Here is a 12,932-nt window from a genome sequence, read left to right on the forward strand (position 1 = left end):
CGCCGCGCGGCGTTGCAGGCCGGAGGTGCCCACGTGGCCAACATCCACTCGCTCGACCCGAGCGCTTCCCCGCTGGACTACTTCGGCTGGGAGCTGCGCCGGCAGCGAGAGGCCAACGACCTGAAGCAGGGGCAGCTCGGCGACATCATCTTCTGCACCGGCTCCCTGGTCGGCCAGATCGAGACCACGAAGAAGATCCCCACCCGCGACTTCGCCGAACGGGTGGACGCGGCGCTCGGCACGGACGGGGTGTTCTCCCGCCTGGTCGGCCTGGTCCTGCGCAGCCAGCTGCCTACCTGGTTCCAGCCGTACGCGGAGATGGAGGCGCGGGCGGCGTACATCTCCACGTACCAGGCGCAGTTGGTGTACGGGCTGTTGCAGACGGAGGAGTACGCGCGGGCACTGCTCGGCGTCGACCACCCAAGCAAGGTCGACGAGATGGTGGCGGCCCGGCTGGACCGCCAGCGGATCCTGAAGGGGGAGCATGCGCCCGCTCTGTGGATCGTCCTGAGCGAGGCCGTGCTGCTTCAGGAAGTCGGCGGGCGGGGCATCATGCGCAGACAACTGGCCCGGCTGTTGGACTTCCGTGACGATCCGTGGGTTCAGATCCAGGTCCTTCCGTTCTCAGTCGGCCAGCACACAGGGATGATGGGGTCGTTCACCCTCCTGAGATTGGACGACGACCCCGACCTCTTCTACGTGGAGAGCTACGACCAGGGCCATATGACGGCCAATCCAGCAGTGATCAAAGAGCGTTCGGTCGGCTACGCTCGTCTGCAAGCCAGCGCCCTCTCCCCCGAGGACTCGGCGGCACTGATCGCTCGCGTGATGGAGGAACGTTATGGGGACCAGCCATGACCTGACCGGTGCGCGCTGGCGGAAGTCGTCCTACAGCGGCACCAACGGCGGCGAATGCGTCGAGTGCACGGTGACCGACGGCGCGGCCTGGCGTAAGTCGTCCTACAGCGGAAACACCGGCGGCGAGTGCGTCGAGGTAGCCGCCGGCCTCCCCGGTACCGTGCCGGTCCGCGACAGCAAGAACCCGGCCGGACCCACCCTGTTCGTCCACGCCGCAGCCTGGCAGACCTTCGTGGCCGGGCTCCGCTAGAACTCCCAGATCAACACCTCGGCGGCCGTCGCCGCCACCAGCTCCAGCCCCTCGCCCCCCGTGATCCGCACCGAGTCGCCCGGTTCCAACTCCGCACTCCCGAGACGCACTTCACCCCGAATGACATGCAGGTACACCCCCGCCGCATCCGGCACCGCCACCCGCTCGCCCGGGGACGGCCTGCGGACCGAGAGCAGGGCGCCCGCCGCCGGGACCGCGTAGGGCGTGGCGTCCGCGATGCCCCGCACGATCTCGTACGCGGGCTCGCCGCCCGGTTCCAGGGGCGCGAGCCACATCTGGAGGAAGACCAGTGGCTCCCCGCCCTCGTTGCGCTCCTCGTGGCGCACCCCGCCGGCCGACGAGAGGTGCTGGACGTCCCCGGCGCGCACGACCGTGACACGGCCCGTCGAGTCGCGGTGGGTCAGTTCGCCCTCGACCACCCAGGTGACGATCTCGGTGTGGCTGTGCGGATGTTCGCCGAAGCCCGCGCCGGGCGCCAGCCGCTCCTCGTTGCAGGCGAGGACCGGCCCGAAACGCAGGTTGTCCGGGTCGTAGAAGGAGCCGAACGAGAGGGCGTGGCGGGAGTCGATACCGGCCGCGGGGTCGCCCCCGCGGTAGCGCTCGCCGGAGCGTCGCAGATCCATCACGGCGTCCACCGTAGCCCCGCCACGCGGAACCGGGGTCCCGATAAGGCAGTCTTGTCCACGTGCCCCCATCCGATACCGCACAGCCCGGACCCCCTCCCGCACATCCGCATGCCGCGACACTGAAGCGGCTGGAGCAGTCCTCCGGCCGGCTCTCCGCGAACGCCATCGCCCGCATGGACGAGACGCTGCCGTGGTACCGGGCGATGCCGCCGGAGAACCGGTCCTGGATCGGGCTGGTCGCGCAGGCCGGCATCGCGGCGTTCACCGAGTGGTTCCGGCATCCCGAGGCGCCCCAGGCGATCTCCACCGATGTCTTCGGTACCGCGCCGCGCGAACTGACGCGGGCCATCACGCTGCGGCAGACGGTCGAAATGGTGCGGACCACGATCGAGGTCATGGAGACCGCGATCGAGGAAGTCGCCGCCCCCGGGGACGAGTCGATCCTCCGCGAGGCGCTGCTCGTCTACGCCAGGGAGATCGCCTTCGCGACCGCACAGGTGTACGCGCAGGCCGCCGAGGCCCGCGGGGCCTGGGACGCCCGGCTGGAGTCCCTCGTGGTCAACGCGGTGCTCTCGGGCGAGGCCGACGAGGGCGCGGTGTCCCGCGCCGCAGCGCTCGGCTGGAACTCCCCCGACCACGTCTGTGTGATCCTCGGCACCGCCCCCGAGGGCGACAGCGAACTGACCGTCGAGGCGATCCGCCGCGCCGCGCGGCACGCCAAGGTCCAGGTGCTGACCGGCGTGCTCGGCAACCGGCTCGTGGTGATCGCGGGCGGCAACGACAATCCGCTCCAGGTCGCCAAGGCCCTGATCGGCCCGTATGCGGCCGGGCCTGTGGTCGCCGGACCGATCGTGCCCGACCTGCTCGCCGCCACCCGGTCCGCTCAGGCGGCGGCCGCGGGGCTCAAGGCCGGTTACGCCTGGCAGGACGCGCCGCGCCCGGTGCTCGCGGACGATCTGCTGCCGGAGCGCGCCATAGCGTCGGACCCGGCCGCGCGGGAACAGTTGGTGGAGGAGATCTACAGGCCGCTGGAGGAGGCGGGATCCGCGCTCCTGGAGACGCTGAGTGTCTACCTGGAGCAGGCGAGCAGCCTGGAGGGCGCGGCCCGGATGCTCTTCGTGCACCCCAACACCGTTCGCTACCGGCTCCGACGTGTGACCGACGTCACCGGCTGGTCACCGTCCGATGTGCGCTCCGCGTTCACTCTGCGCATCGCTCTGATCCTGGGGCGCCTGGCCGACGGGGATACGCAGCTCTAGACTTTTGTCGAACACCGACAATTACCCCGACGGTTCTTCGTCCCTGTCCCCACGGGCGTCGGGAGCCGTCCCCAAGAGAGAGTGTGAGGGTGCTCGTACTCGTCGCTCCCGGCCAAGGCGCTCAGACGCCCGGCTTCCTGACTCCCTGGCTCGACCTCCCCGGTGCCGCCGACCGCGTCGCCGCGTGGTCGGACGCCATCGGGCTGGACCTTGCCCACTACGGCACGAAGGCCGACGCGGACGCGATCCGCGACACCGCCGTGGCCCAGCCACTGCTGGTGGCGGCCGGTCTGCTGTCCGCCTCCGCGCTGGGTGACTTCGTCCCCGGCGCCGTCGCGGGGCACAGCGTCGGCGAGATCACGGCCGCGGTCTTCGCGGGCGTCCTCGACGATGCGGCCGCCCTCCGCTTCGTACGGACCCGCGGGCTGGCCATGGCCGAGGCCGCGGCCGTCACCGAGACCGGGATGGCCGCGCTGCTCGGCGGCGACCCCGAGATCGTGCTGCCGCACCTGGAGAAACTCGGGCTGACCCCGGCGAACGTGAACGGCGCGGGCCAGATCGTCGCCGCCGGCACCGCCGAGCAGATCGCCGCGCTCGTCGACGACAAGCCCGAGGGGGTGCGCCGGGTCATGCCGCTCAAGGTGGCCGGTGCCTTCCACACCCGCCACATGGCTCCGGCGGTCGCCGGGCTCGGCAGGGCGGCACAGGACCTGATCGTCGCCGATCCGTCCGTCCCGTACCTCTCGAACGCCGACGGCGAGCTGGTCACGACCGGCGCCGATGTCGTCGCCAGGCTGGTCAACCAGGTCTCGAACCCGGTCCGCTGGGACCTGTGCATGGAGACCGCCCTGAAGCTGGGCACCACCGCGCTCATCGAGGTCTGCCCCGGCGGGACCCTGGTGGGCATCGCCAAGCGCGCCATGCCCGGTGTGCGGACGCTGGCGCTCAAGACACCCGACGACCTCGACGCGGCTCGCGCCCTCATCGCCGAGACCCAATCACCTGCCGCTGACGCGGCGGGGGCCTAAGGAGCCCGAGAGAGCATGGCGAAGATCAAGCCCAGCCAGGGTGCCCCGTACGCACGGATCATGGGAGTCGGCGGCTACCGGCCGACCCGGGTCGTGCCCAACGAGGTGATCCTGGAGACGATCGACTCCTCCGACGAGTGGATCCGCTCCCGCTCCGGCATCGCGACCCGCCACTGGGCATCCGACGAGGAGACCGTGGCCGCGATGTCCATCGAGGCCTCCGGCAAGGCCATCGCGGACGCGGGTATCACCGCGGACCGGATCGGCGCCGTGGTCGTGTCGACGGTCTCGCACTTCGCGCAGACCCCGGCCATCGCGACCGAGATCGCCCACAAGCTCGGCACCGAGAAGGCCGCCGCCTTCGACATCTCGGCGGGCTGCGCCGGTTTCGGCTACGGCCTGACGCTCGCCAAGGGCATGGTCGTCGAGGGGTCCGCCGAGTACGTGCTCGTCATCGGCGTCGAGCGGCTCAGCGACCTCACCGACCTGGAGGACCGCGCGACGGCCTTCCTCTTCGGTGACGGCGCCGGCGCTGTCGTCGTCGGCCCCTCCAAGGAGCCGCGTATAGGCCCTACGGTATGGGGATCCGAGGGCGACAAGTCCGAGACGATCAAGCAGACCGTGCCGTGGTCGGACTACCGCGACGGCAAGGGCCGCGCGAAGTTCCCCGCGATCACCCAGGAGGGCCAGGCGGTCTTCCGCTGGGCCGTCTTCGAGATGGCGAAGGTCGCACAGCAGGCCCTGGACGCGGCCGGTATCGCCGCGGCAGACCTGGACGTCTTCATCCCGCACCAGGCCAACATGCGGATCATCGACTCGATGGTGAAGACCCTCAAGCTCCCGGAACATGTCACGGTCGCCCGTGACATCGAGACCACCGGCAACACCTCCGCAGCCTCGATCCCGCTCGCAATGGAGCGGCTCCTGGCGACCGGTCAGGCGAAGAGCGGGGACACCGCGCTGGTCATCGGCTTCGGGGCGGGTCTCGTCTACGCCGCGACTGTCGTTACCCTCCCCTAGGGCATTCCGGAGGAATCCGGTTCGTCCGAGCACCCCCAGAAGTCCCGTCACACACCGCTACACATCGAAGGAGCGCCACCATGGCCGCCACTCAGGAAGAGATCGTCACCGGTCTCGCGGAGATCGTCAACGAGATCGCCGGTATCCCGGTCGAGGACGTCCAGCTGGACAAGTCCTTCACCGACGACCTGGACGTCGACTCGCTGTCCATGGTCGAGGTCGTCGTCGCCGCCGAAGAGCGCTTCGACGTCAAGATCCCGGACGACGACGTCAAGAACCTCAAGACCGTCGGCGACGCTGCCGACTACATCTCGAAGCACCAGGCCTGACCCAGGCCCGCGGCTGACGCCACCCGGCAGTGGCGCCGTGATTCAGATCCCTCTACACGTGGAGAAGAAATTCCAGTGAGCCCGACCAATCGCACCGTGGTCGTCACCGGTATCGGCGCAACCACACCGCTGGGTGGCGACAGCGCATCGACCTGGGACGGTCTGCTCGCAGGCCGTTCCGGTGTCAAGCCGCTCACCGAAGAGCGTTTCGCCGAGCTTCCGGTCCGTATCGCCGCCCCGGTGGCTGTCGACCCGAGCGAGGTCCTGGCGCGCCCCCTCGCCCGCAAGCTGGACCGCTCGGCCCAGTTCGCCGTCATCGCCGCCCGTGAGGCCTGGGCCGACGCGGGCTTCACCGCGAAGGCCGGCGAGGACGACGCCATCCGCCCCGAGCGGCTCGGCACGGTCGTCGCCTCCGGCATCGGCGGTATCACCACGCTGCTCGACCAGTACGACGTGCTCAAGGAGAAGGGCGTACGCCGCGTCTCCCCGCACACCGTCCCCATGCTCATGCCGAACGGCCCGTCCGCCAACGTCGGGCTCGAACTCGGCGCCCAGGCGGGTGTCCACTCGCTGGTCAGCGCGTGCGCGTCCGGCGCCGAGGCGGTCGGCTACGCGGCCGAGATGATCCGCTCCGGCCGTGCCGACGTCGTCGTCGCCGGTGGCACCGAGGCGACCATCCACCCGCTGCCCATCGCGGCCTTCGCCAACATGATGGCGATGTCCAAGAACAACGAGAACCCCGAGACCGCCTCCCGCCCGTACGACAAGGGCCGTGACGGCTTCGTGCTCGGCGAGGGCGCCGGCATCGTGGTCCTGGAGTCGGCCGAGCACGCCGCAGCGCGCGGTGCCAAGGTCTACTGCGAACTCGTCGGCCAGGGCCTGTCGTCGGACGCGCACCACATCGCACAGCCCGAGCCGACCGGTCGCGGTATCGCGGCTGCGCTGCGGCACATGCTGGAGACGACCGATGTGAAGCCCTCCGAGGTCGTGCACGTCAACGCGCACGCCACGTCGACACCGCAGGGCGACGTAGCCGAGATCAAGGCGCTCCGCCAGGTGCTGGGCGACGACCTCGACCATGTCGCGATCTCCGCGACGAAGTCGATGACCGGGCATCTGCTCGGAGGCGCCGGCGGTATCGAGACCGTCGCGACGGTGCTGGCGCTTTACCACCGCACGGCCCCGCCGACCATCAACATCGACGACCTCGACGAGGAGGTCGACGCGGACATCGTGCGGGACAAGCCCCGGACGCTGCCGCAGGGATCGATCTCGGCGGTCAACAACTCGTTCGGGTTCGGCGGCCACAACGTGATGCTGGCGTTCCGCTCGGTCTGAGCGCACCCCGCTCGCACAGCGCTGACGTACGGAGGCCCGCCTCTCCCGGACCGGGAGAGGCGGGCCTCCGCCGTCGGCGGGCCCAGAGCTCTCAGGGGTGCGGCTCCCGCGCCTCGAAGCTCGCGAAGTACGAGGCGGCCATGTCGTCGTCGCCGTGTCCCTGCGCCCCCGCCCGGCGGAACCGCTCGCCGCCCGCGGCGGCCACGTCCAGCCGTACGCCTGCCGCGCGCCCCGCCTCGACGATCAGACGGGCGTCCTTCGCCGCCGTGGTGACCGAGAAGCTCGGGGTGTAGTCCTCGGTGAGGATCGCCTGCGCCTTGAGGTGCAGATAGCCGCAGTCCAGGGAACCGCCGCCGACCGCGTCGAGGAAGCTCGCGGGGTCCACGCCGAGCCCGGCGGCCAGTGCGAGCGCCTCGGCCGTGCCGTGGGTGAGGGCCAGTACCCAGCTGTTGCAGACCAGTTTCAGGCGGGTCGCGGCCCCGGTCGAGCCGTCGTCGGCGACCCAGACCGTGCGGGAGCCGACCGCGTCCAGGACGGGTGCGAGGTCGTCGCGTACGGAACCGGGGCCGGCCGCGAGGACCGTCAGCTGACCGTTCTCCGCGGGCGCCTTGGTGCCGAGGACCGGGGCGTCCACGAAGACCAGGCCGTTCTGCCGGGCGAGCGCGGCCAGCGGAAGGAGTCCCTCGGTGCCCGCGGTCGTGGACTGGAGCCAGACCGTCCCGGCGCTGAGCGAGGGGGCCGCCGCAGTCATCGCGTCGAGGGCCGCGGCGCCGTCGTAGAGCATGGTGATGATCACGTCCGCGCCCTCGACGGCCTCGCCCGGCGTGCCGGCGACGCGCGCCCCGGCGCCTGCGAGGCGCTCGGCCTTGGAGCGGGTCCGGTTCCAGACACGGACGTCCAGCCCCGCGCGGCAGAGGTTACGGGCCATCGCGGCGCCCATGATGCCCGTACCGAGGACAGCTACTGAGGTGTTGTCAGCCATGACTCCACCGTAAAGCGGATTACACGACCTGATGCAGCCAGCGCACCGGGGCTCCCTCGCCCGCGTACCTGAACGGCTCCAGCTCGTCGTCCCAGGGCTTGCCGAGCAGCCGGGCGATCTCGGCCTCCAGATCGCTCTCGCCGCCCGTCGAGCGGACCAGTGCGGCCCGCAGGCGGTCCTCCGGGATCAGGATGTCGCCGTGGATTCCGGTGACGGCGTGGAAGATCCCGAGCTCGGGCGTGGCGCTGTAGCGCTCGCCCTCGGCCGTGGGGCACGGCTCCGACGTCACTTCGAAGCGCAGCAGATTCCAGCCGCGCAGCGCGGAGGCAAGCTGGGACGCGGTCCCCGTGCCGCCCTTCCAGGAGAATTCGGATCTCCAGGTGCCGGGAGACGCGGGCTGTCTGATCCAGTCGAGACTCACCCGCGCACCCAGAACACCCGCCACGGCCCACTCGACGTGCGGGCAGAGCGCGCGGGGTGCGGAGTGCACGTACAGAACTCCACGTGTCGTCACCGGGACCTCCAGTGCGGTTCGAGGTTCGCCTTCCCCAGCGGCCTCTCGCCCGTTCTGCCCCGGGGTACAACAGTAAACAGCATCGGGAGTTAATCTCCTGAAATGGGACAGTATGTGACGTGATGTAATTTACCGGAGCCGCGGGTGGGCGAAGTTGCCACTGGTTCGACGGGGAAAAACTACCGTGCGACGGCCGCACTCGTGTGACGTACTGTCGGTCCCGGCCCCGTTGGACACACAGCTTTCACTCGGCAGGACGTCCGGGTCGGCCACTTGGAGGGTGCAGAGCGTGCAGAGGGAGTCGAAATCCGGCCGGAGCCGCCGCAGCCGCGCCGCGGCCCTGGCACTGGCGGCGGCGCTCGTCCTCCCGATCGGCGCGCTGGCCGGCTGTGACTCTTCCGACAGTGGCGCGGGGGGCACGCGTGGGCAGCACAGCGCACCCGCTCCGACCTGGGACACCTCTCCGCGGTCGGTGGCCGCGGTGGGCGACTCCATCACCCGCGGCTTCGACGCCTGTTCGGTGCTCTCCGACTGTCCCAAGGTGTCCTGGGCGACCGGATCGGACACCCGGGTCCGCAGTCTGGCCTCCCGGCTCGGAGTGACAGAGGGCTGGAACGACGCCAGGACCGGGGCCCGGATGGCCGACGTACCGGCTCAGATGGGCGCCGCGGTGGCGCACAGGCCCGAACTGGTGACGATCATGGCGGGCGCCAATGACGCGTGTCGCGACTCGGTTTCGCACATGACACCGGTGGATGAATTCCGAACGTCTTTTGAGACGGCGCTGAAACGTTTGCGCACGGCGCTGCCCAAGAGCGAGGTCTATGTGTCGAGCGTGCCGGACCTCAAGCGGCTGTGGTCGCAGGGGCGGGGCAACCCGCTGGGCAAGGAGATCTGGAAACTGGGGTTCTGCGCCTCGATGCTGCGGGACGCCGACGCGATGGACCCGGCGGCCGTGGAGCGGCGCAACACGGTGCAGGAGCGGGTCGTCGCGTACAACACGGTGCTCAAGGACGTGTGCGCGGCGGACACGCGCTGCCGTTACGACGGCGGGGCGGTCTTCGGGTTCCGCTTCACCGGGGCGCAGCTGAGCCACTGGGACTGGTTCCACCCCGGCAGGGACGGCCAGGAGCGGCTGGCCGAGATCGCGTACCGCAACGTCACGGCCGAACGGCCCCCGGCGTAGGGTCCCGGTCATGAGCAGCGCGCAGCCGGAGCCCTTCGGCCGTCTCGGTGACGGCACCCCAGTCCACCGCTGGACGCTGGAGCGTGGCGGCACGCGGGCGCGGGTCCTCACCTACGGCGGGATCCTGCAGTCGGTGGAGGTACCCGACCGGACGGGCGTGGTGGCCGGTGTGGCGCTGGGCTTCCCTGACCTGGCCGGGTATCTGGCCTCTCCCGGGCCGTACTTCGGGGCGCTGATCGGCCGGTACGCCAACCGCATCGCGGACGGGACCTTCACGCTCGACGGGCGGATACACCGGCTGCCCCGCAACAACGCGCCCCACAGCCTGCACGGCGGTGACCGGGGCTTCGACAAGCGGGTGTGGGAGGCGGAGGCCACCGGACACGGGGTGCGGCTCTCGCGGGTCAGCCCGGACGGCGAGGAGGGGTACCCCGGACGGCTGGCCGTCTCCGTGACGTACACCCTGACGGAGAGCGGTGCGCTGCGGATCGCGTACGAGGCGACGACGGACGCGCCGACCGTGGTGAGCCTCACCAACCACTCGTACTGGAACCTGGCCGGTGCCGGTTCCGGCAGCGCGGCCGGGCAGACGCTGCGGATCGCCGCCTCACGGGTGACACCCGTGGACGCGGAGCTGATCCCGACCGGGGAGCTGGCCGCGGTGGCCGGCACGCGCTTCGACTTCCGGCAGCCCCGGACGGTGGGGCTCGGATACGACCACAACTACGCGCTCGACGGGGCGGATGCGGCCGAGCTGTCCGATCCGGTGTCCGGGCGGGTCCTGACCCTCACCACCAGCGAGCCGGGGATACAGCTCTATACGGGCGACCACATCGACGACGGGCCGTTCGGGCCGGGCGCGGGGATCGCGCTGGAGACCCAGCGCTTCCCCGATGCGCCCAACCGGCCGGAGTTCCCCGGTGCGGTGCTCCGGCCGGGCGACGCGTATGTCTCCGAGACGGTGTACGGGTTCTCGACACGGTAGGCCGTGCGGCGGGCGCTCGCCCGCTCCGCGGAGCGGGCGAGCACGGGTCCGTCAGAGCTCGACCGTGGTGACCGGCCCCGGGTCCGTGACGGAGCGGCCGGCCCGGATCCCGTAGGTGCCGGGCCGGGGTGTCCAGGCGCCGGCCGTCTCGTCCCAGGTCTCGAAGGCGCGGGCGGAGAGCTCGACGGTGACCTCGACCGTCTCCCCCGGCTCCGCTTCCACCGAGGCGAAACCGGCCAGCTGCCGGATGGCCCGGTCCGTTCCCGGGTCGGCCGGTGCGGCGTAGACCTGGACCGTCTCACGGCCGGCGCGGGCACCGGTGTTGCGGATGCGCACGGTGGCTGTGGTGGGGGTCGCGGCCAGGGACTCGTAGCTCCACTCCGTGTAGCCGAGACCGTGGCCGAAGGGATAGGCGGGTGTGGTGCCCGCCCGGTCCCAGGCCCGGTACCCGATGAACACGCCTTCCTCGTAGGGGAGTTCGCCGTCCTCCGGTTCGACCCTGCGGACCGGGGCGTCCGTCAGGGCCACCGGCCAGGTGGTGGGCAGACGGCCGCCCGGCTCCGCCGCTCCGAGGAGCACGTCGGCGAGCGCCGAGCCGCCCTCCTGACCGGGGAACCAGCTGAGCAGCACCGCCGCAACGTCCTCGCGCCAGGGCAGCTCCACCGGGGAGCCCGCGTTGACGACCACGACCGTGTTCGGGTTGGCCGCGGCCACGGCGCGCACCAGGTCGTCCTGGCGTCCGGGGAGCCTGAGGTCCTTGCGGTCGAATCCCTCGGACTCGACCTCCTCGGTGGTGGCGACGACCACGACCGCGGTGTCCGCCTCGCGCGCCGCTGCGACGGCCTCGGCGATCAGCTCGTCGGGGTCGTGCTGCGGGTCGCGGTGCATCAGGGAGAAGCCGACGGCCTGGAGCCGGGCTCCGGCGCTCTTGTAGACGGTGTACTCGAAGGCGATCGCGACCGACTCACCGGCGGTGAGGGCAGCGGTGCCGCGCTCGACGGGAGCGCCGAAGACCGCGGCGAACGGATCGGCCTCGTCCCCGGGCAGCTCGTCCGCGTCGAAGAGGAGCTGGTCGCCGACGGCCAGCCGGAAGCCGCCGAGCCCGCGGGTGCCGAAGGTGTGCTCGCCGCTCTCCCTGGGGGTGAACGTGCCCTTGACCTCGATGGTGTGCAGCGCCTCGTGGGTGACGCCGTCGGGCAGATCACTGCCCACCCACTGGATGCGTCCGCCGGGGACCGAGGCGGTGCCGATGACCTGGCCCGCCTTGTCACGGCAGACCGCGTGCAGGGCGAACCCCTTGCCTGCCGGGGCCAGTTGACCGCTCGGGTCGGCGCCCAGGGCATAGCTCAGGGCCCCGTCGGGCAGGGCGGCGGCCAGCCCGTCGAGGGGAGAGACCACCCGGGTCGGGAAGACGGTGGCCGAGCCGCCGCCGAGGATGCGGGCGTCGCGGGCGGCGGCGCCGATGAGCGCGACCTTGCCGGTCCGCGCCGTGTCGATCGGCAGTGCGCCGCCCTCGTTCCGTACGAGGACGAAGGCGCGGCGGGCGATCTCGCGGGACAGCTCACGGCCGTCGGTCTCCGCGGGGAGCTCCGTGACGACGGGCGGCGCGCCCTCCAGGATGCCGACCCGGGCGGCGAGCCGCAGGACGTTCCGTACCGCTTCGTCGACGGCGCTCTCCGGGACCTCGCCCGCCCGTACGGCGGCGGCCAGCGGCTCGCCGTACGGGGTGACCGGGCCCGGCATCGCGACGTCGAGGCCGCCGAGGATGTCCCCTGCGGTGGAGCGTGCGGCCGTCCAGTCCGAGACGTTGAACCCGTCGAAGTGCCACTCGCCGCGCAGGACTTCGTTGACGAGGTAGCGGTGCTCGGTCATCGTCGTGCCGTTGACCGTGTTGTACGCGGTCATGATGCCCCAGGGGTGGGCGTTCTTGACGATGGCCTCGAACGGCGCCAGGTACAGCTCGCGCAGCGGACGCGGCGCGATGAGGTTGTCGACGGTGAAGCGGTCGGTCTCCGCGTCGTTGCCGACGAAGTGCTTGACCGTGGTGCCGACGCCGCCGCTCTGCACGCCCCGGACATAACCGGCGCCGATCTCGCCGGTCAGGTACGGGTCCTCCGAGTAGCACTCGAAGTGCCGGCCGCCGAGGGGCGAGCGGTGCAGGTTGACGGTGGGCGCGAGCAGGACGTGCACCCCCTTGCGCCGCGCCTCCTGGGCGAGGAGCACCCCGGCCCGGTGCGCGAGCCCGGGGTCCCAGGTGGCGGCGAGCGCGGTGGGGGACGGCAGGGCGATCGACGGGTCGTCGGCGGTCCAGCGCACGCCCCGGACGCCGATCGGGCCGTCCGACATGACGAGGGACCGGAGTCCGATCTCCGGGATCCCGGGGAGGGTCCAGAAGTCCTGCCCGGAGAGGAGCCGCGCCTTGGTGCCGAGATCGAGCCGGCCGAGCGCGGCCTCGACCGCGGCCTCGCGGACCGGGTCCGCGTCGTTGATGGGGGTGGCTGCCACCGTCGTACCTCCGCGTCGAAGTGCTGATGCG

Annotated in this window: 13 protein-coding genes; 9 read left to right on the forward strand and 4 right to left on the reverse strand. The window is 71.3% G+C overall.

Annotated elements, in window-relative coordinates; translation table 11 throughout:
- Positions 1-33: 33 nt before the first annotated feature.
- A complete protein-coding gene (locus OG917_RS10410; protein WP_328317288.1) occupies positions 34-858 on the forward strand; it encodes a helix-turn-helix domain-containing protein in 825 nt (274 codons plus the stop codon).
- On the forward strand, positions 842-1,108 hold the full coding sequence (locus tag OG917_RS10415; protein ID WP_328317289.1) for a DUF397 domain-containing protein: 267 nt from the start codon (positions 842-844) through the stop codon (positions 1,106-1,108). The genes OG917_RS10410 and OG917_RS10415 overlap by 17 nt, the downstream gene beginning before the upstream one ends.
- Here the strand turns inward: OG917_RS10415 and OG917_RS10420 are convergent.
- Entirely contained in the window at positions 1,105-1,752 is a 648-nt protein-coding gene (locus OG917_RS10420; protein WP_328321788.1) for a pirin family protein, read from the reverse strand. The two genes, OG917_RS10415 and OG917_RS10420, sit on opposite strands and share 4 nt — an antisense overlap.
- A gap of 62 nt (positions 1,753-1,814) precedes the next feature.
- Between OG917_RS10420 and OG917_RS10425 the strand changes: the two genes are divergently transcribed.
- The 5 genes from OG917_RS10425 to fabF all read left to right on the forward strand — a co-directional run bounded on the left by OG917_RS10425 (position 1,815) and on the right by fabF (position 6,729).
- The gene (locus OG917_RS10425; protein WP_328317290.1) at positions 1,815-3,014 is read left to right on the forward strand and encodes a PucR family transcriptional regulator; all 1,200 of its coding nucleotides are present in this window, start codon (positions 1,815-1,817) and stop codon (positions 3,012-3,014) included.
- Positions 3,015-3,103: 89 nt separating this feature from the next.
- Complete coding sequence (locus OG917_RS10430; protein ID WP_328321790.1) at positions 3,104-4,042, forward strand: ACP S-malonyltransferase; 939 nt, start codon at positions 3,104-3,106, stop codon at positions 4,040-4,042.
- A 15-nt stretch (positions 4,043-4,057) separates the two neighbouring features.
- Positions 4,058-5,062 carry a ketoacyl-ACP synthase III gene (locus OG917_RS10435; protein ID WP_328317291.1) on the forward strand — a complete coding sequence of 335 codons (1,005 nt, stop codon included), beginning with the start codon at positions 4,058-4,060 and terminating at the stop codon, positions 5,060-5,062.
- A gap of 80 nt (positions 5,063-5,142) precedes the next feature.
- Positions 5,143-5,391, forward strand: a complete 249-nt coding sequence (locus tag OG917_RS10440; RefSeq protein WP_266857402.1) for an acyl carrier protein — start codon at positions 5,143-5,145, stop codon at positions 5,389-5,391.
- A 75-nt stretch (positions 5,392-5,466) separates the two neighbouring features.
- Positions 5,467-6,729, forward strand: coding sequence for a beta-ketoacyl-ACP synthase II (gene fabF / locus OG917_RS10445; RefSeq protein WP_328317292.1), 1,263 nt, complete (start codon positions 5,467-5,469; stop codon positions 6,727-6,729).
- A 91-nt stretch (positions 6,730-6,820) separates the two neighbouring features.
- On the opposite strand, the gene OG917_RS10450 is transcribed toward fabF, so the two are convergent.
- The gene (locus OG917_RS10450) at positions 6,821-7,711 is read right to left on the reverse strand and encodes an NAD(P)-dependent oxidoreductase (protein ID WP_328317293.1); all 891 of its coding nucleotides are present in this window, start codon (positions 7,709-7,711) and stop codon (positions 6,821-6,823) included.
- 19 nt (positions 7,712-7,730) lie between these two features.
- Positions 7,731-8,225, reverse strand: a complete 495-nt coding sequence (locus OG917_RS10455; RefSeq protein WP_328317294.1) for a DUF3145 domain-containing protein — start codon at positions 8,223-8,225, stop codon at positions 7,731-7,733.
- A 280-nt stretch (positions 8,226-8,505) separates the two neighbouring features.
- Between OG917_RS10455 and OG917_RS10460 the strand changes: the two genes are divergently transcribed.
- Both OG917_RS10460 and OG917_RS10465 read left to right on the forward strand, forming a co-directional pair.
- Positions 8,506-9,411: an SGNH/GDSL hydrolase family protein gene (locus tag OG917_RS10460; RefSeq protein WP_443058934.1), complete on the forward strand. Its 906-nt coding sequence runs from the start codon at positions 8,506-8,508 to the stop codon at positions 9,409-9,411.
- 10 nt (positions 9,412-9,421) lie between these two features.
- Positions 9,422-10,396 (forward strand): aldose epimerase family protein, encoded by a 975-nt coding sequence (locus OG917_RS10465; RefSeq protein ID WP_328317295.1) that lies wholly within the window; start codon positions 9,422-9,424, stop codon positions 10,394-10,396.
- A 51-nt stretch (positions 10,397-10,447) separates the two neighbouring features.
- Here OG917_RS10465 and OG917_RS10470 read toward each other — a convergent pair whose 3' ends face one another.
- Entirely contained in the window at positions 10,448-12,901 is a 2,454-nt protein-coding gene (locus OG917_RS10470; protein WP_328317296.1) for a beta-glucosidase family protein, read from the reverse strand.
- Between the last annotated feature and the right edge of the window lie 31 nt (positions 12,902-12,932).

Origin of the sequence: Streptomyces sp. NBC_00388, assembly GCF_036061255.1 — a bacterium.
In the GTDB taxonomy this organism is placed as follows: domain Bacteria; phylum Actinomycetota; class Actinomycetes; order Streptomycetales; family Streptomycetaceae; genus Streptomyces.